At 69.1% G+C, this 15,787-nt stretch carries 10 protein-coding genes; 7 read left to right on the top strand and 3 right to left on the bottom strand.

From position 1 onward, the window contains the following. The first annotated feature begins 43 nt into the window (after window positions 1-43). Window positions 44-1,894 (top strand): Na/Pi cotransporter family protein, encoded by a 1,851-nt coding sequence (locus ACW5DW_RS04900; RefSeq protein ID WP_457017636.1) that lies wholly within the window; start codon window positions 44-46, stop codon window positions 1,892-1,894. Between the two features lie 74 nt (window positions 1,895-1,968). Continuing rightward, window positions 1,969-2,454 (top strand): bacterioferritin, encoded by a 486-nt coding sequence (gene bfr / locus ACW5DW_RS04905; protein ID WP_457017637.1) that lies wholly within the window; start codon window positions 1,969-1,971, stop codon window positions 2,452-2,454. Window positions 2,455-2,495: 41 nt separating this feature from the next. On the opposite strand, the gene ACW5DW_RS04910 is transcribed toward bfr, so the two are convergent. Both ACW5DW_RS04910 and parC read right to left on the bottom strand, forming a co-directional pair. Continuing rightward, window positions 2,496-3,164 carry a thiopurine S-methyltransferase gene (locus ACW5DW_RS04910; RefSeq protein ID WP_457017638.1) on the bottom strand — a complete coding sequence of 223 codons (669 nt, stop codon included), beginning with the start codon at window positions 3,162-3,164 and terminating at the stop codon, window positions 2,496-2,498. Between the two features lie 145 nt (window positions 3,165-3,309). Beyond that, window positions 3,310-5,556, bottom strand: a complete 2,247-nt coding sequence (parC, locus tag ACW5DW_RS04915) for a DNA topoisomerase IV subunit A (protein WP_457017639.1) — start codon at window positions 5,554-5,556, stop codon at window positions 3,310-3,312. 581 nt (window positions 5,557-6,137) lie between these two features. On the opposite strand from parC, the gene xylB reads away from it, so the two are divergent. Together xylB and xylA are read left to right on the top strand one after the other, a co-directional pair. Next, window positions 6,138-7,634, top strand: coding sequence for a xylulokinase (gene xylB, locus ACW5DW_RS04920; RefSeq protein ID WP_457017640.1), 1,497 nt, complete (start codon window positions 6,138-6,140; stop codon window positions 7,632-7,634). A gap of 35 nt (window positions 7,635-7,669) precedes the next feature. Then, window positions 7,670-9,001, top strand: a complete 1,332-nt coding sequence (gene xylA / locus ACW5DW_RS04925; RefSeq protein WP_457017641.1) for a xylose isomerase — start codon at window positions 7,670-7,672, stop codon at window positions 8,999-9,001. Window positions 9,002-9,103: 102 nt separating this feature from the next. On the opposite strand, the gene ACW5DW_RS04930 is transcribed toward xylA, so the two are convergent. After that, window positions 9,104-10,291: a LacI family DNA-binding transcriptional regulator gene (locus tag ACW5DW_RS04930; protein ID WP_457017642.1), complete on the bottom strand. Its 1,188-nt coding sequence runs from the start codon at window positions 10,289-10,291 to the stop codon at window positions 9,104-9,106. A 28-nt stretch (window positions 10,292-10,319) separates the two neighbouring features. On the opposite strand from ACW5DW_RS04930, the gene ACW5DW_RS04935 reads away from it, so the two are divergent. From ACW5DW_RS04935 to manD, 3 genes are read left to right on the top strand one after another with little or no spacing between them, the layout of a single operon-like run. Beyond that, window positions 10,320-12,512: an alpha-glucuronidase family glycosyl hydrolase gene (locus ACW5DW_RS04935; RefSeq protein WP_457017643.1), complete on the top strand. Its 2,193-nt coding sequence runs from the start codon at window positions 10,320-10,322 to the stop codon at window positions 12,510-12,512. Continuing rightward, window positions 12,509-14,512 carry a sialate O-acetylesterase gene (locus tag ACW5DW_RS04940; protein ID WP_457017644.1) on the top strand — a complete coding sequence of 668 codons (2,004 nt, stop codon included), beginning with the start codon at window positions 12,509-12,511 and terminating at the stop codon, window positions 14,510-14,512. The genes ACW5DW_RS04935 and ACW5DW_RS04940 overlap by 4 nt, the downstream gene beginning before the upstream one ends. Continuing rightward, window positions 14,509-15,762 carry a D-mannonate dehydratase ManD gene (manD, locus tag ACW5DW_RS04945; RefSeq protein ID WP_457017645.1) on the top strand — a complete coding sequence of 418 codons (1,254 nt, stop codon included), beginning with the start codon at window positions 14,509-14,511 and terminating at the stop codon, window positions 15,760-15,762. The genes ACW5DW_RS04940 and manD overlap by 4 nt, the downstream gene beginning before the upstream one ends. The last annotated feature ends 25 nt before the right edge of the window (window positions 15,763-15,787 follow it).

A 15,787-nucleotide genomic window follows, 5' to 3' on the forward strand; every position in this document is an offset into this window, starting at 1 on the left:
GGCGCGGTCTAATGGCAGCCCGCTGCGGGGAGGGAGTGGAGCATTGGGTTCGAAACTGCGCGTGTTGCTGCTGGCTGTCGTCGTCGCGATCCTCGCCTGGTCGTTCTGGCGCGATGCCGGCTGGCTGCAGCTGTGCGCGGGCCTGGCGATCTTCCTGTTTGGGATGCAGTGCCTGGAGGAAGGGCTGCGCCAGCTCGCCGGTGGGCGCCTGGAGCAATTGCTGGCGCGCAGTACCGGCACGCCGGCGCGCGGCCTGCTGTTCGGCATCGGCGCGACGGTGGTGCTGCAGTCGAGCACCCTGGTCTCGCTGCTGACCATCGCCTTCATCAGCTCCGGCCTGGTCGGGCTGGCGGGCGGGCTGGCGATCATCTTCGGCGCCAACCTGGGCGCGACCAGCGGCATCTGGCTGCTGGCGCTGGCGGGGCAGGATTTCAGCCTGGCGCCGCTGGCGCTGCCGCTGCTGGTGTTCGGCGTGCTGGCCGGCTTCACCGGGCCGCGCGGGCGTGCGGCGGGACGGGTGGTGCTGGGCGTGGCGTTCGTGTTCCTGGGCATCGACCAGGTCAAGGCGGGGTTTGCGGCGTTCGGCGGCGGCCTGGACTTCAGCGCGATTCCGGCGGAGGGCGCGGGCGGGGTGATGCTGCTCGTGCTGGTGGGGCTGGCCGCGACGGTGGTGCTGCAGTCCAGCCACGCGACCCTGATGCTGATCCTGGCCGCGCTGGCGGCGGGCCAGCTCGAGCTTGGCCAGGCGCTGGCGCTGGCGATCGGCTCCAACGTTGGCAGCAGCGTGAGCACCGGCGTGGTCGGCGCGCTCGGCGGCAACCGCAGCGGCCAGCGCCTGGCGCTGGCGCACGTTCTTTTCAACGTGGTGACCGCGGGACTGGCGCTGGTGCTGCTGGTGCCACTGACCTGGATGGTGGTCGGCATCGCCGGACCTGTCGGGTTCGGTGGCAACACCCTGCTGCAGCTGGCGCTGTTCCATACGCTGTTCAACGCCACCGGCGTCGCGCTGTTCTGGCCGTGGCAGGGCCAGCTGGCGCAATGGCTGCAGCGCTGGCTGCCTGAACGCGCCGTGCCCGCGCTGGTCGCGACCGGGCCGGTGACGCCGGGAGACGTCGAACCGGTCCGCGCACGCCACCTGAGCGGCCATGCGCTGGATTCGGCCGACGCCGCGGCCGCGGCGGTGGCGCTCGAACTGCGCCACCTGGGCGAACTTAGCGTCGAGGTGATCTGCCGCGCGCTGGGCCTGCCGCTGGAGGGACTGTCTGAATCCGCGTTTGACGACGCCCGGCTTTCCGAGCCACCGGGACGCGACAGCCCCGATGCGGATGCGCTCTATCGCCAGCGGGTCAAGGGGGTGTACGCCGACCTGCTGGCGTTCATGGGCCGCATCGAAGTGCCGATGGACGAGGAGCACCAGCGCTTCTGGACCCAGGCGCAGATGGCGGCGGTGCAGATGGTCGAGGCGGTGAAGGGCGCCAAGCACCTGCAGAAGAACCTGCTGCCGCGCCTGCGCGATGGCGAGTCGTCGCTGCGCGAGGCCTACGTTGCGCTGCGCCGGCACCTGTACGCACAGATGCGCGGACTGCACGGCATCGCCGGGGACAAGCCGGATACCGACGCACTGACTGCGCTCGAGGCACAGGCCGTCGACTTCGAGACCGGCTTCCGCCAGCACGTGCTTTCGATGGTCGGACGCGGCGAGCTCGATGGACTGCAGGCAGCTTCGCTGCTCAACGACCTCGGTTACGTCGATCGCATCGACCGCAGCCTGCGCGGGCTGGGAATCGCGGAGGAGCCCAGCTCGCTGCGCGCGCTGCGGCAGGCGACGCGTGCGGGCGGAGCGAACGAGGCTGGACAGGCGACAGCGCAGCACGTGGTCGAGAATGCGAACTGAAATGGCTCTCATCCGGCGCCGTCGCGCCGGCTTGGGCATACTGCCCGGCATTCCTGTTCCCGGAGCCATTCGCCATGAAAGGCCAGCCTGAAGTCGTCGATTACCTCAATTTCCTGCTGCGCGGCGAGCTGGCCGCGCGCGACCAGTATTTCCTGCACTCGCGTCGCTACGAAGACCTCGGGCTGCACGCGCTGTATGCGCGCATCAACCACGAGATGGAGGAGGAAACACAGCACGCCGACGCGCTGCTGCGCCGGATCCTGTTTCTCGAGGGCGATCCGGACATGCGGCCCGATCCGTTCGAGCCCGGGCGCACGGTCGAGGAGATGCTGCGCAAGGACCTGGACCTTGAATACCAGGTGCGCGGAAACCTCGCCAAGGGCGTGGCGCTGTGCGAAGAACACGGCGATTACGTCACCCGCCAGATCCTGGTGGCACAAATGGTCGACACCGAGGAAGACCACACCCGCTGGCTGGAGCAGCAGCTGCGCCTGATCGAAATGGTCGGCCTGCAGAATTACCAGCAGGCGCGCATGGGCGAGGACGCGCCGCACGGCTGAGGACCAGCCGCCGCCGGATACCTGCCGTCGCGCCGCAGCTCCTACAGGGTAGGCGGCGTGCGCTGCATGCGGTAGACGGCGGTGGACAGGGCGGAGACGCCTTCGCTCTGGAACGAAGGCTCGTTCGCAAGGATGTCGCGACGCTCGACCAGGGCGAGCTCCCACTCCGGCGCAAACTGCGCATGGACTTCCGCTTCTTCGACGGAGAACGGTGGGCCAGCCTTTTCCGCCTGCGGATATTCGAGCGTGACCAGCAGGCCACGGCAGCCCGACGGCAGGCGCTGCCACGTGGTCCGGGCGTAGGTGGCGCGCATGTCGGGCGGCAGCGCGATCAGCGCGCCGCGGTCGTACACGCCGACGCTTTCGGCAAGCAGTTCGCGGGGAATGGCGAAGGCATCGCCGGCGACCAGTTCCCACGCGCCGCTGCTGTAGTGCGTGCCGGCGGGGCTGGTGTGGATCCGCGGATTGAGCCCACGCTCGTCGAAGAACTGCTCGATGGCCGTTGCCGACAGTTCGATGCCGAGCACGCGATGGCCCTGTTCGGCCAGCCACACCATGTCCAACGACTTGCCACAGAGCGGGACGAAGACGCGGCTGCCTGCCGGAAGCTGCAAGTCCGGCCAGTGCCGGATGAGCAGCGGCAGCGGCGCGTCGCGATGAAAGCCGATGCGGTTGCGTTGCCAGCGGTCGTGCCAGAAATCAGGTTGCATGGTGGTCTCCGGTTACCGGCAGGGTCGGTCTCTTGACGGGAGAGCGATGCGGGGCGTCCTTGGTTTGCGCGCTGCATGGCGGATACAGGCGAGATCCCTCGCTACGCTCGGGATGACAGCTGGAGGGTCGCGTCCTAGCGCTGGCTTACGACTCCACGGACAAGGCTTCCACCTTCTGCCATCCTCTCGGCAACAGCCCGCCGCGGCTGGCGCGCAGACCCAGGTACACGTCGAGGTCCTTGAACGACAGGCTCATCGTGCGTGCGCCCGACTTCACCACCAGGGTGCCGCCCGGCGGCACCACGGCCACGGCGACCACGCGCTCGGTGCCGCGCTTGGCCTTGGGGATCTCGATCAGCTTGTTGCCCTTGCCCCGGTCCAGCTCGGGCAGCTCGGCGACGGGGAAGGCGAGCAGGTGGCCGGCGCTGGTCACCGCGACGATGCGGCCTGCCTCCACGCCGCCCGCCGGCGCCGGCTGCAGCACGCTCGCGCCTTCCGACAGCGACAGCAGCGCCTTGCCAGCCTTGTTGCGGCCGGTCAGGTTCTCGAAGCGGGTGACGAAGCCGTAGCCGTGCGAGGAGGCCAGCACGAAGCGCTCGTCGTTGCCGCCGCTGGCCAGCGCCACGAACGAGGCGCCCGCCGCAGGCGAGAAACGTCCGGTCAGGGGTTCGCCGTTGCCGCGCGCCGAGGGCAGTGCGTGCGCCAGCGTCGAATAGCTGCGCCCGCCGCTGTCGAGGAAGGCGACCTGCTGCGTCGTGCGTCCATTGACTGCGGCGAGCACCGCATCGCCATCGCGATACGACAACGCCGCAGCGTCGACATCGTGCCCCTTGGCCGCGCGCACCCAGCCCTTCTGGCTGAGCACGACGGTCACCGGCTCGCTGGGCACCAGGTCGGTCTCGCCCAGCGCCTGCGCCGCGCCGCGCGCGACCAGCGGCGAGCGCCGCGCATCGCCGTGCTTCTTCGCGTCGGCCAGCAGCTCGTCCTTGATCAGCTTCTTCAGCTTCGCCTTGCTGTCGAGCGTGGCCTGGATGCCCTCGCGCTCCTTCGCCAGTTCGTCCTGTTCGCCGCGGATCTTCATCTCCTCCAGCCGGGCGAGCTGCTTGAGCTTGGTCTCCAGGATGTATTCGGCCTGGTCCTCGGACAGCGCGAAGCGCGCGATCAGCGCGGCCTTCGGCTCGTCCTCGGTGCGGATGATGTGGATCACCTCGTCGAGGTTGAGGAAGGCGACCAGCAGGCCCTCGAGCAGGTGCAGGCGGCGCTCGACCTTCTCCAGCCGGTGGTTGAGGCGCCGGGTGACGGTGCTGGTGCGGAACACCAGCCACTCGGTCAGCAGCATGCGCAGGTTCTTCACCTGCGGACGGCCGTCCAGGCCGATCACGTTGAGGTTGACCCGGAAGCTCTTTTCCAGGTCGGTGGTGGCGAACAGGTGGCCCATCAGCTGTTCGGCATCGACCCGGTTCGAGCGCGGGATCAGCGCGATGCGCACCGGGTTGGCGTGGTCGGACTCATCGCGGATGTCCTCCAGCCACGGCAGCTTCTTGGCGCGCATCTGCGCGGCGATCTGTTCGATCACCTTCGACGGCGAGACCTGGTGGGGCAGGGCGGTGACGATGATGTTCTGGCCCTCGCGCGCGAAGGTGGCGCGGGCGCGCACGCTGCCGTGGCCGGTTTCGTAAATCGCGAGCAGGTCGGCGGCCGGGGTGATGATCTCGGCCGCAGTCGGGTAGTCCGGGCCGCGCACGTGCTCGCACAGTTCGGCCACGGTCGCGTCGGGATCGTCGAGCAGGCGCAGGCAGGCGCTGACGATCTCGCCCAGGTTGTGCGGCGGCACGTCGGTGGCCATGCCCACGGCGATCCCGGTGGTGCCGTTGAGCAGCAGGTGCGGCAGGCGCGCGGGGAGCCAGCTCGGTTCCTCGAGCGTGCCATCGAAGTTCGGCACCCAGTCGGCGGTGCCGTGGCCAAGTTCGCCCAGCAGCACCTCGGCGATCGGGGTGAGCCGCGATTCGGTGTAGCGCATCGCCGCGAACGACTTGGGATCGTCCGAGGAGCCGAAGTTGCCCTGGCCGTCGACCAGCGGATAGCGGTAGGAGAACGGCTGCGCCATCAGCACCATCGCCTCGTAGCAGGCGCTGTCGCCGTGCGGGTGGAACTTGCCGATCACGTCGCCGATGGTGCGCGCGGACTTCTTCGGCTTGGCGGGGGCGGCCAGGCCAAGCTCGCTCATCGCGTAGATGATGCGGCGCTGCACCGGCTTGAGGCCGTCGCCGATGAAGGGCAGGGCGCGGTCGAGCACCACGTACATCGAATAGTCGAGATAGGCGCGCTCGGCGTATTCGCGCAGCGGGATCTGCTCGAAACCGTGGAAAACGGGACGGACGGACTCGGTCATTTCAAAACTGCGTAAGGGAGCCGGAGAATTCTACCCGGGCATGGAAGCCGGCCGCGGTCTCGCGGGCTGAGATGCGGGCGCGTCGGCGGAGGCGCCGGGGTTCGACACGACTGCTACCGGATCCTGTCGGGGCCGGTGCTGGCCGGCCAGTGCCGGATCATGCGGCTCTGAGACTGAGGAGGCTCTTCGGACGGTGGGAAGTGACGCAGGGGGCGCGGCAGTGAGCCGGGCCGGGCCCGAAGCCTTGGCCGCGGATTGCGCGGATTGACGCGGATCAGGCCAACAGGAGAGAAGCGTCCGGGTGCGGAATCCTGTTCAGCTTTCTTGATCCGCGTAATCCGCGTGATCCGCGCAAATCCGTGGCAAAAACCCTCCAATTGGAAATTAAATGTTAACGCTAACGTGATCCGGGTCCCGGGCTGACGCCGATTGCGCAGTGCAGCAAGGCTTTTTTCCAACAGGTGTGTAGAGTTCGTGCACGCCGCTACGCCTGAACACGACATCGACACACATCGGTCGGTGTTGTTCTGGGTGCCCTGCATCCACGTTGTGGTAGCGCTAACTTTTTTGGGGATCTCTCGATGGGGCTGTTTGCTGGACTCGATATAGGCACGCAGAGCGTGAAGCTCGTGGTCTATGACCCCGGGGCGCGCCAGATCGTCGCGACCGCGGGCCAGCCGCTGGACCTGGCGGCCGGCGACGACGGCAGCCGCGAGCAGCGCGCGGACTGGTGGGTGGACGCGGTGCGCGCGTGTTTCGCGCGGATCGATCCGACGCTGCGCGCACGCGTGGCGGCCATCGGCGTATCCGGGCAGCAGCACGGATTCGTGCCGCTCGACCAGGGCGGCAACGTGCTGGCCCCGGCCAAGCTGTGGAACGACACCAGTACCACTGCAGAGTGCGACGAGATCATGGACGCGGCCGGTGGCGCACAGCGCTGCATCGAGCTGGCCGGCAACCCGATCCTGGCCGGCTACACCGCCTCCAAGCTGCCGTGGACGCGCAAGCACCGCTCGCAGGCCTATGCGCGCCTGGCGACGATCCTGCTGCCGCACGACTACATCAACTACTGGCTGACCGGCGAGCTGTGGATGGAGCACGGTGATGCTTCCGGCACCGGCTGGCTCGACGTGCGCACGCGCGACTGGTCGCCCGAAATGCTGGCCGCGACCGACCCCGACCGCGACCTGCGCGACTGCCTGCCGCCGCTGGTCGGGGCCGACACCCTGGTGAAGATCCGCCCGGCGCTTGCCGACGAGCTGGGCCTGCCGCATTCGGTGCAGGTGTCGGCCGGCGGCGGCGACAACATGATGGCCGCGATCGGCACCGGCAACGTGGTGCCCGGCGTGCTCAGCATGAGCCTGGGCACCTCGGGCACGCTGTTCACCTATGCCGGCGAGCCGGTGGTCGATGCCGAAGGCCGCTGGGCTGCGTTCTGCGATTCGACCGGCGGCTGGCTGCCGCTGATCTGCACCATGAACTGCACCGTCGCCACCGAAGCGGTCGCCCGGCTGTGCGGCTTCTCCTCGCGCGACGGCGACGCGCTGCTGGCCGGCACCACGCCCGGCGCCGACGGCCTGCTGATGCTGCCCTTCCTCAACGGCGAGCGCACGCCCGACCTGCCGCACGGGCGCGGCAACCTGTTCGGCATGACCGCGACCAACCTGACCCCGGCCAACCTCTATCGCTCGGCGATGGAGGGCGCGCTCTACAGCCTGATGACCGGCTACGACGCACTGGTCGATGCCGGCCTGCGCTTCGAGGCCATCCGCCTGACCGGCGGCGGCAGCCAGAGCGCGGTGTGGCGGCAGATGGTGGCCGACATGTTCGGCCTGCCGGTGGACGTGCCCGAGCAGTCCGAGGGCGCGGCCTTCGGTGCCGCGCTGCAGGCGCTGTGGGCAGTGCGCCGCGCCGAAGGCGGCAGCGACGGCGAGCTCAGCGCACTGGCCGCCTCGCACGTGCGCCTGGACCCGCGCCTGGCCGCGCAGCCGCACGCCGGCGCCACCGCGGCCTACGCCGCGCAGTACCGTCACTTCCTTTCCCACCTCGATGCGATCCGGCCGCTCTACGCCGACTGACGCCTCGTTCCCACCACGACACCACGGACATACATATGAGCAAGGCATTCATCGGCGCGAAGGAGTACTTCCCCGGCATCGGCACGATTCCCTACGAGGGACCGGGTTCGGACAATCCGCTCGCGTTCAAGACCTATGACGCGGACAAGAAGATCGGCGGCAAGACCATGCGCGAGCACCTGCGCTTCGCGGTCTGCTACTGGCACACCTTCTGCAACGCCGGCGCCGATCCGTTCGGCCCGGGCACGCGCCGCTTCCCCTGGGAAACCGGCGATGCGATGAAGACCGCCGAGGCCAAGGTCGACGCGGCGTTCGAGTTCTTCACCAAGATCGGCGTGCCGTACTGGTGCTTCCACGACGTCGACATGGCGCCCGACGCCGAGGACATCGGCACCTACGAGAAGAACCTGCACCACCTGGTGGGCCTTGCCAAGGAGCGCCAGCAGGCCACCGGCATGAAGCTGCTGTGGGGCACGGCCAACCTGTTCTCGCATCCGCGCTACATGAATGGTGCTTCGACCAACCCCGACTTCAACGTCGTTGCCCGCGCCGCGGTGCAGGTCAAGTCGGTGCTGGACGCGCTGGTCGAACTGGACGGCGAGCATTACGTGTTCTGGGGCGGCCGCGAGGGCTACTCCTCGCTGCACAACACCGACATGAAGCGCGAGCTCGACCACTTCGCGCGCTTCCTCACCGTCGCTCGCGACTATGGCCGCAGCATCGGCTTCAAGGGCCAGTTCTTCATCGAGCCCAAGCCGATGGAGCCGATGAAGCACCAGTACGACTTCGACAGCGCCACCGTCGTCGGCTTCCTCAAGCAGCACGGCCTGGAGAAGGATTTCTCGCTCAACATCGAGGCCAACCACGCCACGCTGTCGGGCCACACCTTCGAGCACGACCTGCAGGTCGCGGCCGACAACGGCCTGCTGGGCAGCATCGATGCCAACCGCGGCAATGCGCAGAACGGCTGGGACACCGACCAGTTCCCGACCGACCTGTATGACACGGTCGGCGCGATGCTGGTGGTGCTGCGCCAGGGTGGCCTGGTTGGCGGCCTCAACTTCGACGCCAAGCCGCGCCGCGAGTCGACCGACATGGAGGATCTGTTCATCGCCCACATCGGCGGCATGGACGCGTTTGCCCGAGGCCTCGAGGTGGCGCACGCGCTGCTCAACGATTCGCCGTGGGAGCAGTGGCGCAAGCAGCGCTATGCCAGCTTCGACAGCGGCGCAGGCGCCGATTTCGCGGCCGGCAAGCTGGGCCTGGCCGATCTTGCGGCGCTGGCGGGCAAGAGCGGTGAGCCGGTGCAGATCAGCGGCAAGCAGGAGCGCTACGAGAACCTGCTCAACCAGTACCTGCTGCGCTGAGCCGGACGGCGGCCGGTCGACATGGGAGTGCAAACGCCCCTGCCAGCCGAGCCGCCGCGCCGTTGCCGCATCGATGTCCCGGCCCGCAAGAGGGCTGGGGCGTCAGCGTGCCGGTGGCGCGACCGAATCGCGTTCGATCAGTTCGTGCGGCACGACGTGGTCGACCACCGTGCGCGTGCTCTTGTCCTTGCGGCGGATGTTGCGCAGCAGGATGTCGACAGCCGAGTCGGCCATCGCCGAGATTGGCTGGCGAATGGTGGTCAGCTCGGGCCAGACCGTGGTCGCGGCCGAGGTGTCGTCGAAGCCGACGATGGACAGGTCGCGCGGCACGTCCAGCCCGCGACGGTGCGCGACCGACACCGCGGCGGCGGCCATGTCGTCGTTGGCTGCGCAGATCGCGGTGGGCGGGTTGGCGTGCGCCAGCAGCTTCTCGGTCGCATCGAGCCCGGAGCGGTAGGTGAAGAAGCCCGACTCGACCACGCTCTCGTCGAGTTCGATGCCCGATTCGGCCAGCGCCGACTGGAAGCCCTCGTAGCGTCGGGTGCTCGCGGTCTGGTTCGGATTGCCCCGGATGTAGCCGATGTGGCGGTGCCCGGCGGCGATCAGGTGCAGGGTGATTTCCTTGCTGGCGCGGAAGTCGTCGATGCGCACGCAGGAGATGTCGTGGTGGAAGCGGCCCGAGGCGATCGCCACGACCGGCACCTCGGCTTCGACAAACTCCGCCACCAGGGATTTGGATTCGCACAGCGGCGGCGGCAGGATCACGCCGGCCACGCGCTTGGCCAGCGTGCGCGCGGCCTGGCGCTGGGCGTTGACGCCGATGTTCTCCCAGGTGTCGATGACCAGCTGGGCGGCCGTGCGCGTCGCGCCGCGCAGCGCGCCGGCGAGCAGCTCGCGCAGGTAGGCGTTGCTGGGATTGGTGTAGATCATCGCCACCCGCGTGTCCTGCGCGGTGGCCAGTGCGCTGGCGGCGAGGTTGGGCGAGTAGCCCAGTTCGTGCACCGCCCGCAGCACCCGTTCGCGGGTGCTTTCGCGCACCTTGCCGTGGCCGTTGACCACGCGCGAGACCGTCATCGGCGACACCTTGGCAAGTGCCGCGACCTCGTCGAGCGTGACCGCCAGTCCCTTGCGGCGCGCGGCCTTCTTGGGCTGATTCTGCAATTCCTGTCCCCTTGCCGCGCCGCGGCGGCGTGCTGCGCTGGCGCGCACGCGACCCACGGCGCAAACCGGCGGTCGCCGCCGGAGCGCGTACATCATTGACCAACTGAGGGCTGAACGAATGGTACACATCGACAGGCGTCCACGACATCCCGGCGCAATGTCCGCGCAGGACAGGCCCGGACGCGCCCGCGGCGCGATCCTGGCCACGCTGGGCTGCCTGCTGGCCGTGCTGTCGTGCCTGCCGTTTGTGGCGCAGGCCGAGGACGGCTACGACCTGTGGCTGCGCTACCGGCCGATTGAATCCGTTGCTGCCGGCGAATACCGCGCGCGGTTCGCGCAACTGGTGGCGCCTGCGTCCACGCCGGTGCAGCGCGCCACGCGCGACGAACTGCTGCGCGGACTGCAGGGCCTGCTCGGCCAGGCGCCGGCGCAGGGTGAGGCGGCCGGCCGCGCGGGTGCGCTGCTGGTCGGCACGCCGGCCTCGCTGCCGCGGATCGCAAGCCTGCAGCTTGCGCTCGACGACCTTGGCGACGAGGGCTACCTGATCCGCAGCACGCGCATGGACGGCAACGCTGCAACCGTGGTCGCGGCCAATACCGATGCCGGCGCGCTGTATGGCGCCTTCCACCTGCTGCGCCTGCTGCAGACCGGACAGCCGGTCGACGCGCTCGACCTGCGCGAGTCGCCGAAGGTCAAGCTGCGCGTGCTCAACCACTGGGACGACCTCAGCCGGCACGTCGAGCGCGGCTATTCGGGCCAGTCGATCTGGGACTGGCATCGTCTGCCGGGCTGGCTCGACCCCCGCTACACCGACTACGCCCGCGCCAATGCCTCGATCGGCATCAACGGCACGGTGCTCAACAACGTCAATGCCAATGCGCAGATCCTGACACCGCTGTACCTCGAAAAGGTCGCGGCGCTGGCCGGCGTGATGCGTCCCTACGGCATCCGCGTGTACCTGAGCGCGCGCTTCAGCGCACCGATGGAACTTGGCGGCCTCAAGACCGCCGACCCCAAGGACCCAGCGGTGCAGCGCTGGTGGCGCGCGAAGGCCGACGAGATCTACGCGAAGATCCCGGACTTCGGTGGCTTCCTGGTCAAGGCGAACTCGGAAGGACAGCCGGGCCCGCAGGACTTCGGCCGCACGCACGCCGACGGCGCCAACATGCTGGCCGACGCGGTTGCGCCGCATGGCGGCGTGGTGATGTGGCGCGCCTTCGTCTACTCCGACGAAGAGCCGGACGACCGGCACAAGCAGGCCTACACCGAGTTCGTGCCGCATGACGGCGAGTTCCGCGACAACGTGCTGGTGCAGGTCAAGAACGGCGCGATCGACTTCCAGCCGCGCGAGCCCTTCCATCCGCTGTTCGGCGCAATGCCCAAGACGCCGCTGATGATGGAGTTCCAGATCACCAAGGAGTACCTGGGCTTCGCCACCCACCTGGTGTACCTGGGGCCGATGTACGAGGAAGTGCTGCGCGCCGACACGCATGCCAGGGGCGAGGGCTCCACCGTGGCCAAGGTGGTCGACGGCTCGCTCGAAGGGCACGCGCTCAGCGGCATCGCCGGCGTGGCCAACATCGGCAGCGACCGCAACTGGAGCGGCTCGCACTTCGACCAGGCCAACTGGTACGTGTACGGGCGCATGGCCTGGAATCCGGACGCCGCTGCGCGCGGGATCGCGCAGGACTGGGTGCGGATGACGTTCTCCGCCGACAGCGCCGTCGTCGAGCCTGTGGTCGAAATGATGATGGCCTCGCACCAGGCAGTGGTGGACTACATGACGCCGCTGGGCCTGCACCACCTGATGGGCCGCGGCCACCACTACGGGCCCGCACCCTGGGTCGAGGGCGGCCCGCGCGCGGACTGGACCTCGGTGTATTTCCATCGCGCGACGAAGGACGGCATTGGCTTCGACCGCACCACGAGCGGCAGCAACGCGGTCTCGCAGTACGCGCCGCCGGTGGCCGCGCTGTTCAACGATCCGGCGCGCGTGCCCGAGGATTTCCTGCTGTGGTTCCACCACCGTCCCTGGGACAGCCGCGTCGCCTCCGGGCGCACGCTGTGGGACGAGCTGGTGCATCGCTACTCGCGCGGCGTGGCAGAGGTAGAGCGCATGCAGGCAACGTGGGCCGGCCTGCAGCCGCATGTCGACGCCGAGCGCCACCATCAGGTGGATCGTTTCCTCGCCATCCAGCGCGACGAAGCGCAGTGGTGGCGCGATGCCAGCATCGCCTATTTCAAGACCTTCTCCGGCCTGCCGCTGGCCGAGGGCGAGGCGCCGCCGGCGCAGTCGCTGGAGTACTACAGGGCGCTTGAATTCCCGCATGCACCGGGAGACACGCAATGAGCCGGGCATTGCATTGCGCCGGGCGTGGCGCGGCGCTGGGCCTGTTGCTGTCGGCGTGCCTGCTTGCGCCGGTGGCTGCGGCAGAGGGCGGGACACCGCTGCTGCACGCGATGTTCCAGGACCACGCGGTGGTGCAACGCGACCGGCCGCTGCAGGTCTGGGGGCAGGCCGATCCGGGCGCGCAGGTGCGCGTATCGCTGGGCGGCAAGCGCACATCCGCGCGCGCCGATGCCGACGGCCGCTGGGAGGCGCAGCTGCCCGCATTGAAGGCCGGCGGGCCGCACGTGCTGGAGGTCGCCGCGGGCGGCCGCAGCCAGCGCGTGTCGGACGTGCTGGTCGGCGATGTCTGGCTGTGTTCGGGCCAGTCGAACATGGAGCTGCAGGTCTGGCGCGCGCTCGACGCGCGCGCGGAGATCGCCGGCGCCGGCAACGACCGCATCCGCCTGCTGACGGTGCCGCAGGTCTCGGACGTGACGCCGCAACCGACCTTTTCCGAAGACGTGCGCTGGGAGCCGGTGAATCCGGAATCGGTGCGCGAGTTCTCCGCGGCCTGCTACTTCTTCGCGCGCGAACTGCAGAAGACGGTCGACGTGCCGATGGGACTGATCGACGCCTCGTGGGGCGGCTCGCGCATCCAGGCCTGGACCAGCGGTGAAGCCTTGCGCACGCTGGGAACCTATGACGGCGAGCTCGACGTGCTCAAGCGCTACGCCGACGATCCGGTCGCGGCGGTGGGCGAGTGGGGCGCGCTGTGGCAGCGCTGGTGGGCGCAGCAGCCGGCAAATGGCGAGGGCGATCGTCCCTGGGAGGGCGGTGCCGCCGGCGACTGGCGTGCCGCGCCGGCGCAGCTTGGCGCCTGGGAGCGTTGGGGCGTGGCGGAGCTGGCCGAGTTCAACGGCATGGTCTGGTACCGCACGGACGTGCAGCTGACTGCGGAGCAGGCGGCGCAGGATGCCGTGCTGTTGCTGGGTCCGGCCGACGAGATCGACATGACCTGGGTCAACGGTCGCGGCGTCGGCAGCACCTACGGCGCCGGCGCGGGCCGCGAGTACGCGCTGCCGCCGGGCCTGCTGCGCGCGGGCGACAACACCATCGTGGTGAACGTCCTCGACACCTATCGCGATGGCGGGCTGGCCGGCCCGGCCAGCGCCCATTCGCTGCGCCTGGCCGACGGCAGCAGCGTGGCGCTGGAGGGCGGCTGGCAGTACCGGATCGTCCCGGAGGAAGCGGGCACGCCCCCGCGTGCGCCCTGGCAGAGCGCGGCGGGACTGTCGACGCTGTACAACGGCATGATCGCGCCGATCGGTCGCTACGGCCTGCGCGGCGCGCTGTGGTACCAGGGCGAGTCCAACACCTTCGAGCACGCTGACTACGCTGAACTCCTGCGCGCATTGCGCAGCGACTGGCGCGCGCGCTTCGGCGAAGGGCTGCCGCTGCTGGTGGCGCAGCTCGCCAACTACGGCGCGGCGCCGACCAGTCCGACCGAAAGCGACTGGGCCGCGATGCGCGAGGCACAGCGTGCGGTCGCAGCCGAAGACGCCGGCACCGGCCTGGTGGTGGCGATCGACATCGGCGACCGCTACGACATCCATCCGACCAACAAGCAGGAACTCGGGCGCCGCTTCGCGCGCGCCGCGCGCCACGTGGTGTACGGCGAAACGCTGCCCGCGTCCGGTCCGGTCGCCATGGCGGTCCGTCGCAATGGCGAGGCGGTGGTGGTCGAGTTCGGCGATGTGAGCGACAGCCTGGTCGCATACGGCGCTGACGGTCCGATCGGCTTCGAGCTGTGCGGCGCGGATGCCGGCTCCTGCCGCTACGCGCAGGCGCAGGTCCGGAGCAACCGCGTCACCCTCAACGCGCCTGCCGCCCATGCGGCTACGCGCGTGCGCTACTGCTGGGCCGACAGCCCGGTCTGCACACTGTTCGATGGCGCCGGCCTGCCGGCAGGCCCGTTCGAGCTGCCCGTATCCCCTTTGATCGACGACGACCACGCACGATGAATACCAACACCACGGAAACCTCCGCCCACGGATCGAAGAACGACCGCGAGATCGTCGATGCCAAGGTCATCGTCACCTGCCCGGGGCGCAACTTCGTCACCCTCAAGATCACCACGCGCTCGGGCGTGTACGGGCTTGGCGATGCCACGCTCAACGGCCGCGAGCTTGCGGTCGCGTCCTACCTGCAGGACCACGTGGTGCCGAACCTGATCGGCCGCGACGCCGGCCGCATCGAGGACCTCTGGCAGTTCCTCTACCGCGGCGCCTACTGGCGGCGTGGCCCGGTGACAATGAGCGCCATCGCCGCGGTCGACGTGGCGCTGTGGGACATCCTCGGCAAGATGGCGGGCATGCCCGTCTACCAGCTGCTGGGCGGGCGCTCGCGCGAAGGTGCGCTGGTCTACGGGCACGCCAACGGCCGCGACATCGCCGAGGCTTCCGATGCGGTCGGCGGATTCATCGAGCAGGGCTTCCTGGCGGTGCGCGCGCAGTGCGGCGTGCCCGGCGTCAAGAAGTCCTACGGCATCTCCAACGCCAAGGGCTACGAGCCGGCCGAGAGCGAGCTGCCGCTGGAGACGGTATGGAGTACGCCGCGCTACCTCGACACGGTGCCGAAGCTGTTCGAGCAGCTGCGCGCCGACCATGGTCCGGACGTGGAGCTGCTGCACGACGTGCACCATCGCCTGACCCCGATCGAGGCCGCCCGCCTGGCCAAGTCGCTGGAACCCTACCGCCTGTTCTGGCTGGAGGACGCGACCCCGGCCGAGAACCAGAAGGGCTTCGAGCTGATCCGCCAGCACTCGGTCACCGCACTGGCCGTGGGCGAAGTGTTCAACTCGATCTGGGACTGCAAGCACCTGATCGAGAAACAGCTGATCGACTACATCCGAACCACCATCGTCCACGGCGGCGGTATCACCCATGTGCGCCGCATCGCCGATTTCGCTGCCCTGCACCAGGTGCGCACCGGCTTCCACGGCGCCACCGACCTGTCGCCGGTGACCATGGGCGCCGCGCTGCATTTCGATACCTGGGTGCCGAACTTCGGCATCCAGGAATACATGTTCCATACCGAAGAGACCGACGCGGTGTTCCCGCACGACTACGTGCTGCGCAACGGCCGTCTGCACGTGGGCGACACGCCGGGGATCGGCGTGGACATCGACGAGAAGCTGGCGGCGAAGTATCCGTATGCGCCCAAGCAGTTGCCCATCGCGCGCCTGGAAGATGGCGCGATGTGGGACTGGTGAAGCACGTTCTTGAAAGGGGAATGAA

Source organism: Luteimonas sp. A482 (assembly GCF_054072655.1).